The sequence below is a fragment of the Sphingomonas sp. PP-CE-1G-424 genome (assembly GCF_004341085.1).
Lineage (GTDB): Bacteria > Pseudomonadota > Alphaproteobacteria > Sphingomonadales > Sphingomonadaceae > Sphingomonas.
The window spans coordinates 17,369-33,716 of sequence record NZ_SLXW01000011.1; the positions used below are offsets into that span (position 1 = coordinate 17,369).

General features: G+C 67.9%; 23 protein-coding genes. 14 read left to right on the forward strand and 9 right to left on the reverse strand.

Annotation, left to right across the window (positions count from 1 at the left end; translation table 11 throughout):
- Positions 1-104 precede the first annotated feature (104 nt).
- The 6 genes from C8J43_RS19850 to C8J43_RS19875 form a co-directional block, all read right to left on the reverse strand.
- Entirely contained in the window at positions 105-677 is a 573-nt protein-coding gene (locus C8J43_RS19850) for a lasso peptide biosynthesis B2 protein (RefSeq protein ID WP_165899708.1), read from the reverse strand.
- Positions 678-811: 134 nt separating this feature from the next.
- Complete coding sequence (locus C8J43_RS19855) at positions 812-934, reverse strand: benenodin family lasso peptide (protein ID WP_133032349.1); 123 nt, start codon at positions 932-934, stop codon at positions 812-814.
- Between the two features lie 118 nt (positions 935-1,052).
- The gene (locus C8J43_RS19860) at positions 1,053-1,673 is read right to left on the reverse strand and encodes a GntR family transcriptional regulator (RefSeq protein ID WP_165899709.1); all 621 of its coding nucleotides are present in this window, start codon (positions 1,671-1,673) and stop codon (positions 1,053-1,055) included.
- Positions 1,674-1,707: 34 nt separating this feature from the next.
- Entirely contained in the window at positions 1,708-2,097 is a 390-nt protein-coding gene (locus C8J43_RS19865; protein ID WP_133032351.1) for a hypothetical protein, read from the reverse strand.
- Between the two features lie 12 nt (positions 2,098-2,109).
- Positions 2,110-2,682: an acyl-homoserine-lactone synthase gene (locus C8J43_RS19870; protein ID WP_347812524.1), complete on the reverse strand. Its 573-nt coding sequence runs from the start codon at positions 2,680-2,682 to the stop codon at positions 2,110-2,112.
- A gap of 120 nt (positions 2,683-2,802) precedes the next feature.
- Positions 2,803-3,546, reverse strand: a complete 744-nt coding sequence (locus C8J43_RS19875; RefSeq protein WP_133032353.1) for a LuxR family transcriptional regulator — start codon at positions 3,544-3,546, stop codon at positions 2,803-2,805.
- Between the two features lie 553 nt (positions 3,547-4,099).
- Here C8J43_RS19875 and C8J43_RS19880 point away from each other — a divergent pair.
- The 7 genes from C8J43_RS19880 (at position 4,100) to C8J43_RS22060 (ending at position 9,593) form a co-directional block, all read left to right on the forward strand.
- Positions 4,100-4,624 (forward strand): DUF2285 domain-containing protein, encoded by a 525-nt coding sequence (locus tag C8J43_RS19880; RefSeq protein ID WP_165899710.1) that lies wholly within the window; start codon positions 4,100-4,102, stop codon positions 4,622-4,624.
- 894 nt (positions 4,625-5,518) lie between these two features.
- The gene (locus C8J43_RS19885; RefSeq protein WP_133032355.1) at positions 5,519-6,559 is read left to right on the forward strand and encodes a zincin-like metallopeptidase domain-containing protein; all 1,041 of its coding nucleotides are present in this window, start codon (positions 5,519-5,521) and stop codon (positions 6,557-6,559) included.
- On the forward strand, positions 6,556-6,855 hold the full coding sequence (locus tag C8J43_RS19890) for a hypothetical protein (protein ID WP_133032356.1): 300 nt from the start codon (positions 6,556-6,558) through the stop codon (positions 6,853-6,855). Before C8J43_RS19885 ends, C8J43_RS19890 begins: the two co-directional genes overlap by 4 nt.
- A 1-nt stretch (position 6,856) precedes the next feature.
- A complete protein-coding gene (locus C8J43_RS19895) occupies positions 6,857-7,309 on the forward strand; it encodes a DUF2958 domain-containing protein (protein WP_133032357.1) in 453 nt (150 codons plus the stop codon).
- A 119-nt stretch (positions 7,310-7,428) separates the two neighbouring features.
- Positions 7,429-8,052, forward strand: a complete 624-nt coding sequence (locus tag C8J43_RS22640; RefSeq protein WP_347812525.1) for a ParB N-terminal domain-containing protein — start codon at positions 7,429-7,431, stop codon at positions 8,050-8,052.
- Complete coding sequence (locus C8J43_RS19900) at positions 8,053-9,327, forward strand: chromosome partitioning protein ParB (protein ID WP_347812526.1); 1,275 nt, start codon at positions 8,053-8,055, stop codon at positions 9,325-9,327.
- A 95-nt stretch (positions 9,328-9,422) separates the two neighbouring features.
- Positions 9,423-9,593 carry a hypothetical protein gene (locus C8J43_RS22060; RefSeq protein WP_165899711.1) on the forward strand — a complete coding sequence of 57 codons (171 nt, stop codon included), beginning with the start codon at positions 9,423-9,425 and terminating at the stop codon, positions 9,591-9,593.
- A 162-nt stretch (positions 9,594-9,755) separates the two neighbouring features.
- On the opposite strand, the gene C8J43_RS22460 is transcribed toward C8J43_RS22060, so the two are convergent.
- On the reverse strand, positions 9,756-10,157 hold the full coding sequence (locus tag C8J43_RS22460; protein WP_243645700.1) for a hypothetical protein: 402 nt from the start codon (positions 10,155-10,157) through the stop codon (positions 9,756-9,758).
- Positions 10,154-10,567 carry a thermonuclease family protein gene (locus C8J43_RS19910; protein ID WP_133032358.1) on the reverse strand — a complete coding sequence of 138 codons (414 nt, stop codon included), beginning with the start codon at positions 10,565-10,567 and terminating at the stop codon, positions 10,154-10,156. The genes C8J43_RS22460 and C8J43_RS19910 overlap by 4 nt, the downstream gene beginning before the upstream one ends.
- Before the next feature lie 138 nt (positions 10,568-10,705).
- Here C8J43_RS19910 and C8J43_RS19915 point away from each other — a divergent pair, with 138 nt between their 5' ends.
- The 7 genes from C8J43_RS19915 (at position 10,706) to rlxS (ending at position 15,962) form a co-directional block, all read left to right on the forward strand.
- Positions 10,706-10,894 carry a hypothetical protein gene (locus tag C8J43_RS19915; protein WP_133032359.1) on the forward strand — a complete coding sequence of 63 codons (189 nt, stop codon included), beginning with the start codon at positions 10,706-10,708 and terminating at the stop codon, positions 10,892-10,894.
- Between the two features lie 154 nt (positions 10,895-11,048).
- Positions 11,049-11,369, forward strand: coding sequence for a DUF736 domain-containing protein (locus C8J43_RS19920; protein WP_133032360.1), 321 nt, complete (start codon positions 11,049-11,051; stop codon positions 11,367-11,369).
- Between the two features lie 184 nt (positions 11,370-11,553).
- Complete coding sequence (locus tag C8J43_RS19925) at positions 11,554-11,787, forward strand: helix-turn-helix domain-containing protein (protein WP_133032361.1); 234 nt, start codon at positions 11,554-11,556, stop codon at positions 11,785-11,787.
- Positions 11,780-12,352 (forward strand): S26 family signal peptidase, encoded by a 573-nt coding sequence (locus C8J43_RS19930; RefSeq protein ID WP_133032362.1) that lies wholly within the window; start codon positions 11,780-11,782, stop codon positions 12,350-12,352. Before C8J43_RS19925 ends, C8J43_RS19930 begins: the two co-directional genes overlap by 8 nt.
- 26 nt (positions 12,353-12,378) lie before the next feature.
- On the forward strand, positions 12,379-12,960 hold the full coding sequence (locus C8J43_RS19935) for a lytic transglycosylase domain-containing protein (protein ID WP_243645701.1): 582 nt from the start codon (positions 12,379-12,381) through the stop codon (positions 12,958-12,960).
- 302 nt (positions 12,961-13,262) lie between these two features.
- Positions 13,263-13,634, forward strand: a complete 372-nt coding sequence (locus tag C8J43_RS19940) for a hypothetical protein (protein ID WP_133032364.1) — start codon at positions 13,263-13,265, stop codon at positions 13,632-13,634.
- A 342-nt stretch (positions 13,635-13,976) separates the two neighbouring features.
- Positions 13,977-15,962, forward strand: a complete 1,986-nt coding sequence (gene rlxS, locus C8J43_RS19945; RefSeq protein WP_133032365.1) for a relaxase/mobilization nuclease RlxS — start codon at positions 13,977-13,979, stop codon at positions 15,960-15,962.
- Here the strand turns inward: rlxS and C8J43_RS19950 are convergent.
- Positions 15,955-16,287, reverse strand: coding sequence for a hypothetical protein (locus C8J43_RS19950; protein WP_133032366.1), 333 nt, complete (start codon positions 16,285-16,287; stop codon positions 15,955-15,957). The two genes, rlxS and C8J43_RS19950, sit on opposite strands and share 8 nt — an antisense overlap.
- Positions 16,288-16,348 lie beyond the last annotated feature (61 nt).

Sequence of the window (16,348 nt, forward strand, 5' to 3'; positions counted from 1 at the left end):
CGCATGCAAGGATAAGGTGGAATCGCCGTGCAGCGCCGCGGTTATGGCAGGAAGCGCTGCGCTGGCATGTCTGGTCCTAGTGACGGTCAAGACGAAATCGGGCATCATGCGATGCGTATCGGCGTGAAGTTGTTCACCCGTTCGCGATCGTCATTGAGCAACGCGTTGCCCTGTTGGACCCAGGCATGTGCCCTGAACGGTGCGATCCGGACGCCGATGACGAGCGTCGCATGATGCGCGCGCGACGCGAGGAATGCGCATAATCCGAGCGAATCCAGCAGGCAGTTATGGCGGATCGGCACGGCCATGCGCGCCGCCGCGAAAACGCTCAGCTCCGTCGTCAATCGCCGTTTAGGCGGAGTGGGGCGCATGGTGCGCTGTGCGGCGCCGTGATGGTCGAGCAGCTGCGCCAGACGCCCCCGATCAAGCGCTCGCCGGATCCTGAAGAGCTGCCAGGCAACCGACGCGACCGTTCCCGGGTTTGCCGATCGTGCGGGGTCTGCGCGATGATCCTGAAGACACGGGAGTGACGCCATGGGACGAAGGGCGGCGCCGGACTCTGGTGGATCCGCGAGGAAGCCCAACTGACGCAGCCGTGCTTTCGCCTCATCCGGCCAATCGGCGATGGGGCGGTCGATCAGGCTGCGCACGAGATCGTCATCGCGCCGCGACAGCATGAAATAGCGATCCGCGGCGATATCGAGGAAGACCAAAGCCCCGTCGATGGCACAAAAGCTGAGGGTGGAGCGCATGGACATAAGGCTCGGCCACAAAGGCGCGCGGGCAGAAGCCCGCGCGCCTCCGCGTGCGATCAGTCGTCGCTCAGACCCATGCGGGGCTGAAGACCACCGATCTCGACCTGCGCGGTGCCATCGCCCTGCGTTTCGACACTGGCGACGCCGAGTTCGATCACGTCGTGCTGTTCCGTTGCCATGGTGCTTTTCCTCGTTATCGCTGCGACACTGCAGCACACCAAGGCTATGCAAGAGCGCCGGATATCCGAATTTTATACTGAGCCTATTTTGCGATTGTTTCGGGGGTGGGCGGAGGCTTTAGCGATCGCCATTCCGGTATAGGACGTGAATGACCTGATCCACCGCGCGGTGCCGACGACGGTGATAGGTGGAAATCAGGCGACGGGTCTCGCCGGCCTCGCCACGGGCGACCGATAGCTGCAGCGCCGTCAATTCCGTCCACCCGCCCTCAAGCGCTTTCGCCTCGGCGGTGCGCACCGCATGCAGGCGATCATTCGCCGCTCCGATTGCGCGCCGGTCCTCGATGTTCGGCGAGCGCCGTCCTGCGAGCGCAAAGATCGCGGCGGTGGCATCGGCCAGCGCGGTGGTCGATGGACTCACCGGACGGCCCGGGTCCACACCGCCAGGATTGCGCGGCCAACGCCGCAGCGCTGCGAGCAGGATATCCGCGTTCCACGCATAGAGGTCCCGCAAGGCGGGCGCATCGATATGCGGAAGGAAAAATCCTTCGCTCGAACGACTTTCGATCAGGTGCTCGCCACGAAGGGTATTGAGGCAGTCGCGCACCGGCGTCACGCTGCTGGCCAGCGTTTCGCTCAAGGCGGCGGGGTCGAGCCGTTCCCCCGGGCGAAATTCACGGATGAGGATCCGCCGCTTGAGCGCGTCGTACACCCGCTCTGACGTCACGCCCGAGTTCACGGACGAACTCCCCGATCGCCAAGATACTGTGCCATCATCGCCCCTCGTCCGGGGCGCAGCGCATCCACCGCGGCGAGATGGTTGGATACCTCCTCACCCAGCAGGATCGATGGATGCGGCGTTTGGTCAGTGCCGAGACTGGAGCGATGCGGGGGGGAGCCGACACGTGCTGACATTTTCGGCGGAACGTGCGCCGCGCCCGGCGGCGGGTGGTATTCTGCCAACCCACGAGCAGACGACCAAAGCGTTTGGTCGTTGCGCCGTGGAAGCCGCCCTGCCGGAATTGTTGTCGAGAACACGCCGGATCGAGGTCGGCGTCCAGCCCGGCGATCGTCGCGAACGGCGGGGCATTGCAGCTGATACCCCCGTCTTTGCCAGCGCATTCGAGAGTCCAGCGATCGACGCTGCCGATCGGATTGGTCATGGCGAAACTCCTTCAGGCGGCTTCGCGCCGGGTATGGCCGGTGTACGCGTCGCGCGGCAGAATTCCGGCGGCAGCGAGCAATGCGGGGGTTTGCTGTGTTATCGTGATCCGCAGTGCTGCGAGCGGCGCGCCATCGATGACCCGAGGCAATCCCAGCGGCAGGCAATCCCAGCCGAAGGCGAGGATCTGCTGGAACCAGGCAAGCTCGGCGATCGCGGTATAGGAGGCGATGCCATGGCGCAGGGCATGATCGGCAAGCGCGGTGACGAGCGTATCGCGGACGATGCGACGTTCCGCGGCGCGCAGCCGGCGGTCCAGGCAGAAGCGCGTGATCTCGAATATGTCGGGCCCGGTCGGAACGGCGTCGTCGCAGAGCTGGGGATACAGCGTGCCAAGAATGTGGGGCCGCACGGTCGGCAGCAGCCGGGCGGACGCCAGATGCGCCCCGGTGGAATCGGTCAGGACGAGATACTGCGCGTGGTGATCATCGAACTGGTCGCTTTCGTACCGGTCGTCCAGCACGGGAACGTTCCATTTGAGGAGGTCGACGAACACCGATTTTCGGGCGGCGAACATCGCCCGCATGACGGCGTCTGGAACCGTCTCGACGGCGGGATGCAGGATATGAAGCATGACGATCTCCTTGGCGAAGTGCCAAGGGTCGGTTGAAAACGTCGTCCACCGCTATGCCCGAAAAGGGGCATATCACCGCCAGAAGATATCTCCGAACGTCAGTGTTCCATCGAACAGCGTCCGGATGACCGCCAATGTTCGTTTGTTCACGCCATAGCGCTCACAGGCCTGCTTGACATGGCGCGTCACGGTCTCCTCGCTGATGCCGAGAAGTCGGCTGATCTCCCAGTCGCTCTTGCCGCGGGCGACCCACAGCATGCAGTCGCGCTGGCGGTCGGTCAGGCAGGGGGAGGCAAGAGGATCGAACTGCCGCGCTGGCCATACGCGGCGGGCGCCTTCGAAGGCGAACGCGCCGACCAGCTGGGCGAGCGGGAGCATCTCGTGGGGCATCCGTCGGCCCGCCCCATTGGCAAACGAGCACGATCCGCGCGCTTCCCCCGGCACGTGCGCCGGGACCGTGAACCCGTCCCCGATCCCATGTTGGCGCCCGAGGGCCATGAACGCGCGGTCATGTGGGGTCAGCGGGATCATCTCGGGCAGGCGCGACCAGGTAAAGCCGACACTCGTCACGTGGCTTGCGCGATGGACGGGATCCGTGACGCCGAAGCCGTTCGCATCGTGATAGTCGGCCCATCGCTCCGGATAATTGTGCACCCGGATCGCCGCGCCGCCGGCGCGCGCGACGTCGATATGATGCGACAGCGCGAAATATTCGAAGCCGAGTGGTTCGCAGATCGTGTGGAGTGCCGTTTCGAGATCGTCTACGGTCGAAACGGACGTGATCCGTCCGATGAACGCTTCCGCGGTCGTTCGCATGCCCATCGGGCACCGCCGCGGCCCCGGGCGGCGCCTCAAGCATCCGCAATCCCCGCGACCGCCCTTTCCTACACGTCTTCGCAACGCCGGTCGGGTTCTCAGTCCGACCGTCGGCAGGTGATGATGTATCCCCTCCGTTTGTTGTCGTGCGATAAGGAAAGCTGGCACGAAGACCGGCGCGAGTCCATAATATTACAATTATATGGCACATCGTCTCGCGGCCGATCGAACCATATTCGATCTATCGGCCTGGCGGCATAGGTCGTGAGCGTCGAGGCCGAGCCCGGTGTCGACGGGACATGGCGCGATACCACGGTCTATGATCGGCTGATCGGCATCGATCTCGCGGGTGTGATGTGGGAGTGGCTGCGTCGCGATCCCGGCTATGTCGCCTGGTACACCGCGGCGAGCACGGCGACCCGAGGAACGGCCAGTCCGGCGACGTCCCTGATCGCCGACCCGACGCAATGGGGGATTCACTTTCGCCGAGCGTCCCGAGGTTGCGGCCCCGGATGCCCGGATCGTCTGGCATGCGGCGTTCGATCCCGGAACGTTGCAGGTCGCCGCGCAGCCGACCGACGGGTCGGACCCGGACGGAATTGATCCGCGGGATCTGGCACCCTGGCTGACGCTGGTCGTCGACGCCGAGGGTCGCGAGCGCGCCGTGGTGTCCGATGGGTATCGCCATATCCGGCTCGACATCGATCAGGGCAGCCTTGCCGACGCCCGGCCGGTAGTGCTGCAATACCGCCTCCAGGGCGTGCTTTCGGCGCTCCCCAAGCTCCGCTCGCTGCGCCAGTTCCTCCATTTGCTCCGTCATGGCCAGTTTTCGCCAGCATTGTTTCCGGCCGATCGGCGGACCCATCGTGCGATACTCGTCCTGCAGGTTCATGATGCTTTGACTGCCGGCGCAAGCCAGCGGGAAATCGCGGAAGTCCTGTTTGGTGTTGATCGCGTCGCCCGCGACTGGCGCGATCCATCGGATTCGTTGCGCTCGCAGATCCGGCGGCTCGTTCGCGAAGCGCGCGTCATGGCACGCGGCGGATACAGGGAGGCGCTGCGTCAGTCCCGCCGATAGTCTGATCCGTCGATGGCCCATGTCGATCCATGCCGCTGCGTTCCGACGGGACGTGACGCGCTGCGGACCCGGCCGGAGTTCGGGGTTAGGTCAGCCTCGCAACAGGGGCGGGCCAGGGCTTGCGGCCTGACAACCGCGTGGTGGCGACATGTCCCGATGCGGGCATGGGGCGATGGCATCCTGTCAGGCGGCCGGACTCGACCATTCAACCGACAGGCGTGGTCGTGTCGGGTAGCCGGGACCTGCGGTGTTTGTCCGTGTCCGTGTCCGCGGCTGCGCCTCGCGCGCTCGTCGCGCGCGACCGGCGCTCTATGGCGCGATGGAACGCGCCACCGAGCCCCCGTTCAGGGTCTCGGCCTGTCGGTGACGATCGCTGGCGCGGGTCAGCTGGCGCTGCCCCCGGTGGAGCGGGGCTCATGACGCACGCTGCCGGGCCGCTGCGCTTGCCCGGACAGGGTGCGGCACAGATCGCGAGGGGCCCCGCGGGCGAGCCGGCTCTGGCGGCGCGGACGGTGCGCCCGGTTTCGCGCCGCCCCTCTGGCGGCGTTCCGCCACGTCGGGGCGGGCGAAGCCCGACCCAGCACCTTCTGCCGCCCGCTTCGCCGGAGTGCCCGTCTTTAGACGCGGCGGCGCTGCCGCCGGGGGATGCGGGCGTCGCGCCGGCGCGCGACGGCGTCGGTTCGGCCTCTCCCGGTAGCGCGGAAGTGGGCGGCGCTCCCTGCTAGGCCCGCCCGCGGCCCCGGCAAGCCGGGCGCTGCGCTTCGGCTCCTCCACTGCGTTGCGGCTCTTCGAGTGCCGGAGCCGCTCCAGCGGTCCTTTCCGTTCGCTGCTGCCGCCCACCCCCGCTTCCGGGGGAGGCCATGGGGTTTTTGGGGTGGCGTCTGGAGGCTTGCGATGCGTGTCCATCATTCCCGTTCCGCCAAGACCGGCCCGCGAAGGAGCGCGCCGACCGGTGGTGCGACACCCAGCGGCGACGGCTCCGCGACCGACCGCGTCGATCTGTACGCCGAGGTCACCGCGCGGATCATCGGCGAGCTGGAGGCGGGACGCGTGCCGTGGGCGCAGCCCTGGGGGCGTGACGGGGTACCGGCGCCCGGAATGCCGCGCAACGCACTGACGGCGCGCTGCTATTCGGGGATCAACGTTCTCGCATTGTGGGGCGCGGTCATCGAGCACGGCTTTGCGTCGCAGGCATGGCTGACCTTCAAACAGGCGATCGCGGCGGGCGGCACAGTCCGCAAGGGCGAGCGCGGCACCACCGTCGTCTATGCCGACAGCTTCGTGCCCGATGGGGAAAAGGCGAGGGCGGTCGACACCGGCAAGGCCGCGAAGGCGGTGCCCTTTCTCAAACGCTTCACCGTCTTCAACGTGGCGCAATGCGAGGGTCTGCGGCCCGGCCTCGGCGACGGGCACGATCTCGCGCTCGCCGAGCGCGAGATCGTGCCCGTCGCCGAGGCCGTGATCGCGGCGAGCGGGGTGGGCTTCCAGGTCGGCGGGGACGAGGCCTTTTATATGCCGTCGCGCGATATCGTGCAGGTCCCGCCGCAGCCCGCGTTCCATGACCAGATCAATTTCTATCGCACCGTCCTGCACGAACTGACCCACGCGACGGGGCACCCGTCGCGGCTCGACCGCAAGCTGGTCACCGCGTTCGGAACCAAGGATTACGCCCGCGAGGAACTGGTCGCCGAGATGGGGTCGGCCTTCCTGTGCGCCGCGCTCGGCATCGTGCCGACCGTCCGCCATGCCGACTATATCGCGTCGTGGCTCGACGTGCTGCGCGCGGACCTGAGCGAAGATGCGGCGGTCCGGGGGACCGGTGCGCCGCGAGGGCGCGCGATCTTCCGCGCGGCAAGCGCTGCCAGCAAGGCCGCCGATTGGTTGCTGGCGCGCCATGCCGAGGCGCAGGCGGACCGGCTGGCGGTCGCGGCATGACCGTCGCCCGCAGCGTCGCGGACGGCGAGACCGCCGCCGTTATGCGCGCCCGCCTCGATGTCGAGGTGACCGCGATCGGGGCGCAAGCGCCCGTGCCCCGTCTCGGGCCCGCCCTCGTGTCGATCACGCCGCTCGACCGCCTGATCGTGCGCGCTGTCGCCTCGCTTCAAAAGAGGCGGCGGCAGTGCCCCTTCGTGAAGCCTTTCGAGAGCGCTCGCCGTGCGGGCGCTCGATGGGGCCTGTTCGACCTCAGCACCCGAAGCCCGCTCGATCTCTTCCAGCCGAAGGACCTTTGATATGGACTTGCTCACGCCCGAATTGCGCACTGCGCTGCGCACCAACGCCGCCGCGCACCGCGCCGCACAAGCCGCGGGGGTTTGCGAACCGGATCCCGCGCCGGTCGTCAAATTCTTCAATCCCGTGGGCGCAGCGACGTGGCTCGCGAGCGAACTCGACGCCGATGGTGACACGGTGTTCGGTCTTGCGGATCTTGGTTTCGGCTGTCCCGAACTCGGCGCGTTCAGCCTTGCCGAGATCGCCGCGGTGCGCTTGCCGTTCGGTCTCTCCATCGAACGCGACGAAGGTTTTTCGAGCGAGGCCGCGCTGTCGGTCTGGGCCGACACCGCGCGTCGCACGGGGTCGATCCTACAGGCGGAGGCGGTGATGCGCGCCGCGCGGTCCTCGCCGTCGCGCCCGCTGCCGCCTGACCCCGCCCACGAGCTTCCGTCCTCGGACCCCGAGGACGGCTGAGGGACCATCAAAGGAAGACTTTGCTGGTCTCTGACGCGCGGGCGCGTCTCGCCCGTATCGACCGGTCCCGCCCACCTTTGCACAACAGACGGGACCGGCACTCACACGGAGTAGTCACGATGAAACTCGCTTTTGTGCCTTTGGGCAAGCTCTCGGTCAGCAAGACAAATATGCGCTTCGCCAGGAAACGGCCCGACGTGGCCGATATTTTGCCGAGCGTGCGCAAGCGCGGCGTCCTGCAGCCGGTCCTCGTTCGCCCGAAGCCCGTCCCGAGCGGCGTCGCTGGGGGTGCCGCCGGATGTTTCGAGATCGTCGCCGGGTCGCGACGCTTCACCGCCGCCGCAATCGTCGCGGAGGAACGGCGCGCGGCCCAGGCCGACGTGGACGACATGCCGTGCGCGATCCTCGACGAGGGCGACGATGCCGACGCCATCGAGGCATCGATGATCGAGAACATGGCGCGGCTGGACGCCGACGAAGTGATCCGCTGGGAAACTTTCACCCGGCTGGTGAAGGAAGGCCGCACGGTCGACGATATCGCGGTCACGTTCGGTTTGCCCGACCTCACCGTCCGCCGCGCGCTTGCGCTCGGCAATCTGCTTCCGGCGATCCGCCGCCTGTACGCCGCCGAGCGGATCGACGCCGCTACCGTCCGGCACCTGACGCTCGCCAGCAAACGCCAGCAACAGGCGTGGCTCGCGCTTGCCGCCGACGATGATGCTTATTTGCCGACCGGCCACTAGTTGAAGGCATGGCTGTTCGGCGGGCAATCGATAGCGGTCAAACACGCGCTGTTCGACGTCGAGGCAAGCGGCCTCGCGGTGATCGCCGACCTGTTCGGCGAGGACCGCTATTTCGCGCACGCCGACGCATTCTGGACCGCACAGAATGCCGCCGTCGAGGCGCTCCGCGCGGGCCATGTCGAGGCCGGTTGGAGCGACGCGATCGTCGTGCCGCCGTCCGAGCATTTCTCGACATGGGACTATGAAAAGGCGGCCAAGCGCAAGGGCGGGCGGGTCTATATCGACGTCCGCGCGAGCGGCGAGGTGACCGTCCACGAAGGCTATGTCAGCCGCAAGGAGGCGGCGCGCCTCGCGCGCGGCGAGACCGGATCGGCCCCGCACAAGCCGCCGCGTCCCGAAGTGACGGGTACGATGCAGACCTATATCGACCTGCATCGTCATGCCGCCGTCCGCGCGGCGTTGATCGGCCGTCCGGCCGTCGCGCTACGCGTCATGGTCGCGCATGTCATCGCCGGATCGCCCCTGTGGAGCGTGCGCGTGCAGTCGCAGACCGCGCGCGACGCGGCCACGCAGGAGAGCGTCGAGACGGGCCTTGCCGAAACCTGTTTCGACAAGCGCCGTCGTGCGGTTTTGGCGGTGCTCGACTTCGATGCCGACGCCCCGACCGTGACGGGCAGCGTGCAAGGATGGCCGGTCGGCGATGGCGCGGTCGCAATCTTCGCGCGGTTGCTTGAATTGCCCGATCCGGTCGTGATGGAGGTGCTCGCCATCGTCATGGGCGAAACGCTCGCCAGCGGCACGCCGATGGTCGAAGCGGTCGGCGTTGAGATCGGCGTCGACATGGCAAAATTCTGGTCTGCCGACGCCGCCTTCTTCGATCTGATTCGCGACCGAGACGTGCTCCAAGCCATCGTCGCCGAGGTCGCGGGCGAGACCGTCGCCGCCGCCAACGCGGGCGAAAAGGGCAAGACGCTCAAACGCATCGTCGGCGATCACCTCGACGGCAACGACGGTCGCAAAAGGCACGAAGATTGGGTGCCGAAATGGATGGCGTTTCCACCAGCGGCCTACACCGCGCGCGGCGGGGTCGGCACGGTCGCCGCGCATTGTCGTGCGCAGGCGGCGCGCGCGACGGCGCAGGGAAGAGGCACCAGCGAGGCCGACACTCCGCAGACCATCGCGGCGTCCGATACGGCGGCGAACAGGATCGGCACCGACGATGCCGTCGTGACGGACCCCGACGCCTCTGGCGGCGACCGGCGCCTGGCGGCGTGAAGCCAGACGGGCGGCGGCGGCCGCCGCCCCTCATTCCCGACCCTGAAAAGACAGCCCCGTGCTCGCGCCCCGCCGGCGCGGCACGCGCAACGCTTATGGCCGCCCGCGTTGCCGTATCGATCGCCATCGGCGGCTCGCTCGCCGCGACCCGCATTGTCCCGCTCGTCGATCACGTCGTCGACGCAGGCTTGTCCGCGCAATGGGACGGTCCGGTCTTCGACGCACGACCGCTGCCACACCGACACGTTGCGGCTCTGTGCCCCTGACATGGCCCGGCGATGGGCTCGAGGCGCGCGAAGCCTTGTGCGTCGAGACCGCGCTGTTCAGGCGCCGTCATTCCTACGAAGGTGGCGCGGCTGTCCGATCAGGTTCGGACCCGAGATCCTGGTCTTCACCGGCACGGGCGAAGCCCGGTCGTTCGCTGCGGATCACGACGAAGCGCCCGTGATCTGCCGCATGACTGCAGGCAGGCTCGGCAGCGACGCGGCGATCCTGTCGCATTTCGCCGGAGCCGATGTCGCGGTCTCGCGCCCGGTCGTTTCGCGGTGAAAAATCGCCCGCGCGATCGAGCCCGGACCCTGATGGCCCGGGCTCGATCGCGCGGGCGTCATCCGTGCTGCGGGCGCAGCCGGATGACCAATCGTTCGCCATAGCAGAGAGAGCAGATATCGCCGCCGTTCGAAACCTTGCGAACCCGCGAGGCGGCGGGTCTCGGGATTGGCGCGGCCGGCCGACTCCAGGCCGAGCCGATCGGCGACACAGGCATCGCATACGGGATGCGGCGTGAGCCGCCTGACCAGCGCCCCGACGCGCCCGGACTGCGTCGTCATCGCCGGTCCGCGCGGCGCGCGCCGCGCCGGTTCTGGCCCTCCTGCCGGTCGGTCGCGTCACCGCACCAATCGGGCTTGGGGGCGTAGCTTGGCCACCAGCGGGCGACGCGGTTCGCGACCAGCAATGTCGCGAGGTCGCGGCCATCCAGCGTCACGCGGGCGACCGTTCGATCGTAGCTGCGACCGACGCGGTCGATGCCGACCGATCGGCCATCGAGCAGCGTCCGCGCGCGCGCCGCGGTCGCGTCGCCGAGCGCGATTTCACGCGCGCAGCGGGCCTGGTCGGCATGGGTTTCGGGCGCATCGATTCCGGCGATGCGGATCCGTTCACCGGAAGTCAGCCGGACGGTGTCGCCATCGGTGACGTCGCGGACTCGTACCAGGTCCGGCTGCGCTGCAGCGGTCAGCAGGAGCTCCCCCGACCATGCCGCAACGCGTCGAGATCATGTTTCTGTGCATCGCCGCCTTTTCTGACGTGCGCCGAACCTCGGCACCAGCCCCGATGACGGATCGATGGCGATGGTTGCGTCGGTCGTGGTGTATTCGTCATGTTCGATGAGATCGGGACGGCAGGGCGGCCCGGCATTGTGCGCATCGCGGCGTCGATACCGGCTGGCGGTTGCGTCCTGATCCTTGGGTCGTCCGTGACCCGTTCCAGCTCCTCAGCGCATGGCCTGGACGGCTACGCCCCGCGCGAAACCATCGCGGCGGCACTGATTTCCCCGACCGCTTGCTGAGCGGTCTCCTCGCGGCCGCTTCGCTCCAAATCAGTCCCTTGCTCCGGTCCTCCGCTGCCGCTGCGGCCTTTCAGGTTCGCGCGGGGCGCGTCGCCGTCCTTCGGCACGCGCCATCGTCCGGAAACGGTCCGGTCGACATTCAAGGAGACGAACAATGCCCGCTATCGGTTATGTCACCCGCGACGGAAACGGCTTCAAGGGCCAGCTCAAGACCCTCTCGATCCGCACCGAGATCGAGATCCAACCCACGTCCCGAAAGAGCAACGACCGCCAGCCGGACTTCCGCGTCATGGCCGGCGGGGTCGAGGTCGGTGCCGGCTGGAACCGGATCGGCGAAACGTCCCGCAACGAATATGTGTCGCTCAGTCTTGCGGCACCGGAATTCGGGCCGCGCCGCCTCTACGCCAATCTCGGCCGCGCAGCGGGTCAGGAAGACGAGGACGCCTTCGCGATCATCTGGAACCCCGCCGACTGACACCGGCAACGGCGCCCGCGCTCCACGGGGGAGCGGGCGCCGAACCCGCGCGGACCGAGCCTGGGCAAGGGGGGGCGGAAACGCACCCATCGATTTGCGACCCTGCCGGGCGAGGCGCGCAGCGTCCAGTTGGTGCGCGTGGCGGCGCGATCCGGCGACCCGCCCTGCACCGACGAGATGCGACATGACCGACCCAGACGATACCGCGCGCCGCGCGCAGCGTGCGCGAGTGACCTGCCCGTTCCTCACCACCAAGCAGACCGCGTTCCATCTCGGGCTTGCGGCGAGTTCGCTGAAGGACATGCGCGCCGAGGGACGGGGGCCGGTGTGCCGGCTTCATGGCCGTGCCTGGTACTATCATATCGACGACATCGAGGCCTGGTCCGCCGCCGCGGCGAAGGGCGGCCGTCATGATTGACCGTCGCGACCTGCCGCTGTTCGCCTTCGGCGACGCACTTCGTGCGGCACGCCGCCAGCGCCGGACGATCGTCCGGCGCAGCGTCGCCATCGGCATCGGGCTTGTGTGCGTGGGGCTGACGATCGCGTGTCCGCCGCGCCCTCGCCTGGTGTGGAACGCGAGCGCGAGCGCGCCGATCGGGCTCTATGCGGTTGCACCGGGCGACACCGTCGCGCGCGGCGACATGGTGATCGCGCGGACGCCGATATCGGTCCGGGAGATGGCGGCGAGGCGCCATTACATTCCCGCAAACGTGCCGCTGGTGAAGCGCGTCGCGGGCGTTCCGGGGAACCGGATCTGCGGCATCGGGAACGGTGTGTTCGTCGACGGTCGCCGCGTCGCGACGCGGCTCGCGCATGACGCCAGCGGACGTCCGTTGCCGTGGTGGACCGGGTGCCGGACCTTGACGGACGGCGCGCTGCTGTTGCTCATGGCGGAGACGCCGGACTCGTTCGACGGACGGTATTTCGGTCCGACTAGCGCGTCCGACGTGGTGGGAAAGGCGACGGCGCTGTGGGTGCGTTGATCCGGCTGGCCTGCCTTGGCCTTGCCGTGACCACGATCATTTCGTCGCCGGGCGCCGCGCAATCGGTCGCAACTTGGCGAGCGTTCGTGACCGAAGCGTCGGTGCGGTTCGGGGTGCCGGCCGTGTGGATCGAGCGGGTGATGCAGGCCGAGAGCGGCGGCCGCACGACGTGGCAGGGCAGGCCGATCCGGTCGCGCGCCGGTGCGATCGGGGTGATGCAGTTGATGCCGGCGACTTGGACCAAGATGCGGGCGCGCCATGGCCTGGGATACGATCCCGACGACCCGCACGACAACATCATCGCCGGCACTGCCTATCTGCGGCTGATGTACGATCGGTTCGGCTATCCCGGACTGTTCGCCGCCTACAATGCCGGGCCGGGCCGCTACGCCGATCATCTGGGCGGAAGGGCGCTGCCGGCCGAAACGCGCGCCTATCTTGTCACGGTTGCAGGCAAGATAGGCCTTGGTGATCCCGCGCCGCCGCCGCGCGACCGTCTGTTCGTCATGCTTGGGGGCCCTGCGATCGAGGCGTCGCAGGCCACCGCCGCGCCGTCCGCTTCGACACGATCGCCATCGTCTTTGTTCGCCGTGATGCCCCGGCAGTGACGCAAGGCGTAAGGCGTCGAAGCGGTCACCGGGCGAGCGGTGCGACCCGAACGACGGTGGAGGGCTCGTCTCGGGTCGTCCGAGCATGGCGGCCGGCGCGGCGGCTGTGCAAGGCCGGCGGCCCCTCCAATTTTGTCGCGAGGCAGAGGCTGCTGCGCAGCCGAGTCTGTTTGTAGCAGCGCAACAAAATCGGTTCCTCCGCCGCCGCTTCGCGGTGCCTCCGCTTGCGCTCCGGCAGCCCTGACAGCCGCCACGCCGACCGCCGGACGAGGGCTGTCCTCGATGATGGGGACGTCAATCGTATGGAGGTTCTCATGACCATGGTTCAACCTGTTGGGATGGCGTCGGATCACGTGATGGCGACGTTGATCGCGGGACTCGAAATCGAGTTCGGACGGGGCGCGGGCGAAGGGCTGGCACGGCATTTCCTGGAGGCGGAAGAGGTGGACTATCGCTGGGAAGCACGGCGGTCGGAGCGCTGGCTCGGCCGCTATGAAGGCGGAGACGACGATGATCTAATGCTCGATCGGGTTGCGATTTGCGGCCGACTGGACGGGAAATGGTTCGCAGCGACGATGATCGTGGATACCGATGGTCGGGCGCACGGGATGCTCGGATGCCGAAGTTTCCCAGGCCAAAGCGCGGCGCGAATGGCGATGGCAACGGCGCGTTGATCGGTTTTGACGACGACCGGGATGCGGTGCGAACAGCATCGTGTCCCGGTCTCTTTTTTGCCTCGGCTCGGTGGCGATCGCGGCGAGGATGAGAGGGGTTCAAGGCTGGAAAGGCGTGGGGGGAGAAGGGGGCAGCGTAAGGCAAGATAAAGCTGCGGCACCGGTGTGCCGCTAAATGCTTGTCTGCACACCGTTTTTTGGCGGTGTGATCGGCACTGGTGGCGAGCGACCAGTGCCAAAGGAGCAGGTTATGGCGGTTTTCCGCGGGTTCCGATGGCACCGGTTTTCATGGTGCAAGGCCATGGCCATGATGGTGCGTGACCCTCTAGCGGACCTCGAGTCATGGCCGACGATACCGAGTTCGAACCCCACCTCGGGCGGATGCGCAGCGGCGGCGGAACGCGCGCGCGCAAATATGTCGGGCGCGTACTCGCGGCGACCAACCTCGCGCGGGGTGGCGCGGCCACGCTGGGCGCCGGACGCGGCGCGTTTACCGGGAGCCGGATTGGGCGCGGCGCCGGGGTGGGGCGCGTGCTCGCCGCTCGCGGCGACACGTCCGCCTTTGCGGCGCGACGCGTCGTCATCAAAGCCAGCATCGTCAAGCTCGCGGGCAAGGGTGCCGCCGGCGCCGCGGCGCACCTGCGATATCTGCAGCGCGACGGTACCACGCGGGACGGTGCGGCGGGGACGCTCTACGATCGCGAGTCCGACGACGCTGATCGTACCGCGTTCCGCGCGCGCGGCGCCGACGATCGGCACCAGTTCCGCTTCATCGTGTCGGCCGAGGACGGCGCCGAATACGAGGATCTGAAACCGCTGACGCGGCGTCTGATGGAGCGGGTCGAAGAAGACCTCGGGACCAGGCTCGACTGGGTCGCGGTCGATCACTTCAACACCGGCCATCCGCACACCCATATCGTCGTGCGGGGGAAGGATGATTGCGGTGCCGATCTGGTGATCGCGCGCGACTATCTGACGAGCGGCATGCGCGAGCGTGCCTGCGAACTGGTCGATCTCGATCTCGGGCCACGCTCTGTCCGGGCCATCGAGGCTGGCTTGCGGGCCGAAGTCGAACAGGAGCGGTTGACCTCGCTCGACCGGTCGCTGCTCCGCGATATGGACGATGGGCGGATGGTCTCGACGGTGCAGCGCCACGCGTTCGGGCAAGCGCTGCGCGCCGGTCGCCTCGCGAAACTTAGCGACATGGGCCTCGCCGAGCCGGTCGGCGGGGCACGCTGGCGCCTTGCCGAGGGGTTGGACGACACGCTGCGACGGATGGGCGAGCGCGGCGACATCGTCCGGACGATGCAGCGCGCTTTCGCACGGCGCGGGGTCGCGCGTGCGGCCGCCGACCAGGCGATCTACGATCCAGCATCAGCGCAGGGACGTGAATTGATCGGGCGGGTGGTCGGGCGCGGTCTCGCTGACGAACATGCGGACCGGCATTATCTCGTCGTGGACGGGGTCGATGGCCGCAGCCATTTCGTCGAGATCGGCAAGGGCGCCGCGCACGAAAGCGTGGCTGAGGGCGCGGTGGTACGAATCGAGCCGCTCCGTGCCGGGGTCCGTGCCGTGGATCGGACGATCGTCGCGGTCGCCGCCGCCAATGGCGGCCGATACGATATCGACGCGCATCTGCGGCATGATCCCAGCGCGACCGACACCTTCGCCGAGACCCATGTCCGACGGCTCGAAGCGATGCGGCGGCAAGGCGGGCTCGTGACGCGCGATGCAGCGGGCCAGTGGATCATCGCCGACGACCATCTCGCACGGGTCGATGCGCACGAAGCACGGTTGCTGCGCGATCGTCCCGTCACGATCGACATCCTGTCGACCCGGCCACTGTCCGAGCTGAGCACCGTGGACGCCCCAACCTGGCTCGATCGCGATCTGGTCGCAAAGGAACCGATCGCAGCGCGCGACGCGGGGTTCGGCGCCGAGCTTCGTGCGGCTCAGGATCGCCGCCGACAATGGCTGACCGCGAACGGCCTCGCGGAGCTCGACGAGGGTGGCACGCGCTACCGCGCCGGGCTGCTCGCGACCTTGCAGCGACGCGAGTTGCTGCGTGCCGCCGGGCAATTGTCGCGCGAACTGTCCTTGGGGTTTCGGGAAACGGCGTCGGGCGACCGGGTGGAGGGAATTTTGCGGCGGCGAGTCGATCTTGTCGGCGGCCGGTTCGCGATGATCGAAAGGAGCCGCGAATTCACGCTGGTGCCGTGGCGGCCGGTGCTCGAGCGGCAAATCGGGAAGCCGGTGTCTGGCGTGCTTCGGGGGGACGGCGTCAGCTGGACGATCGGGCGCGGCCGGCAGGGACCGACCATCATGTGATCGCGGCGGTGCCCACCGATCGACCGGAGGTGCGCGCATCCAAATGGGATCGCGGTCGTTTCACGGGGATCGGGATAAGACGCATGGCCGACGACAGGACATGGCGCGGGCCGAAGGACGCGTCGCGGATCGCGCCCGACGGATCCTCTGTCGTCTGATGTTGGACGGACACGTTCGGAGTCGACGCCGAGAAGTTGCGTACGCCGTGGCTGCAGTTGGTAGTGGCGCCGACGCGGTCGAGCTTCTCGCGAAAATGGCTGGCGTCGCGCCGCCGCTTGCGACCTCGGATAGGCCGTGCTTCATCGCGCGAGGACGGCTTCGGCAAGCATCGAATCCAGCGCTGCCACAAGCGGACCGGGAAGATCTGATGGCGCGGTTGACGAACG

Excerpts from the sequence above, each read along its gene's own strand:
- rlxS (WP_133032365.1), top strand. The coding sequence starts at position 13,977 with ATGGCCGACGATACCGAGTTCGAACCCCACCTCGGGCGGATGCGCAGC.
- C8J43_RS19915 (WP_133032359.1), top strand. The coding sequence starts at position 10,706 with ATGTTCGATGAGATCGGGACGGCAGGGCGGCCCGGCATTGTGCGCATC.
- C8J43_RS19850 (WP_165899708.1), bottom strand. The coding sequence starts at position 677 with ATGCTGTCGCGGCGCGATGACGATCTCGTGCGCAGCCTGATCGACCGC.
- C8J43_RS19895 (WP_133032357.1), top strand. The coding sequence starts at position 6,857 with ATGGACTTGCTCACGCCCGAATTGCGCACTGCGCTGCGCACCAACGCC.
- C8J43_RS19875 (WP_133032353.1), bottom strand. The coding sequence starts at position 3,546 with ATGCGAACGACCGCGGAAGCGTTCATCGGACGGATCACGTCCGTTTCG.
- C8J43_RS22060 (WP_165899711.1), top strand. The coding sequence starts at position 9,423 with ATGGCCGCCCGCGTTGCCGTATCGATCGCCATCGGCGGCTCGCTCGCC.
- C8J43_RS19865 (WP_133032351.1), bottom strand. The coding sequence starts at position 2,097 with ATGACCAATCCGATCGGCAGCGTCGATCGCTGGACTCTCGAATGCGCT.
- C8J43_RS19940 (WP_133032364.1), top strand. The coding sequence starts at position 13,263 with ATGGAGGTTCTCATGACCATGGTTCAACCTGTTGGGATGGCGTCGGAT.
- C8J43_RS19890 (WP_133032356.1), top strand. The coding sequence starts at position 6,556 with ATGACCGTCGCCCGCAGCGTCGCGGACGGCGAGACCGCCGCCGTTATG.
- C8J43_RS22460 (WP_243645700.1), bottom strand. The coding sequence starts at position 10,157 with ATGACGACGCAGTCCGGGCGCGTCGGGGCGCTGGTCAGGCGGCTCACG.
- C8J43_RS19925 (WP_133032361.1), top strand. The coding sequence starts at position 11,554 with ATGACCGACCCAGACGATACCGCGCGCCGCGCGCAGCGTGCGCGAGTG.
- C8J43_RS19870 (WP_347812524.1), bottom strand. The coding sequence starts at position 2,682 with ATGCGGGCGATGTTCGCCGCCCGAAAATCGGTGTTCGTCGACCTCCTC.
- C8J43_RS19885 (WP_133032355.1), top strand. The coding sequence starts at position 5,519 with ATGCGTGTCCATCATTCCCGTTCCGCCAAGACCGGCCCGCGAAGGAGC.
- C8J43_RS19920 (WP_133032360.1), top strand. The coding sequence starts at position 11,049 with ATGCCCGCTATCGGTTATGTCACCCGCGACGGAAACGGCTTCAAGGGC.
- C8J43_RS19855 (WP_133032349.1), bottom strand. The coding sequence starts at position 934 with ATGGCAACGGAACAGCACGACGTGATCGAACTCGGCGTCGCCAGTGTC.
- C8J43_RS19930 (WP_133032362.1), top strand. The coding sequence starts at position 11,780 with ATGATTGACCGTCGCGACCTGCCGCTGTTCGCCTTCGGCGACGCACTT.
- C8J43_RS22640 (WP_347812525.1), top strand. The coding sequence starts at position 7,429 with ATGAAACTCGCTTTTGTGCCTTTGGGCAAGCTCTCGGTCAGCAAGACA.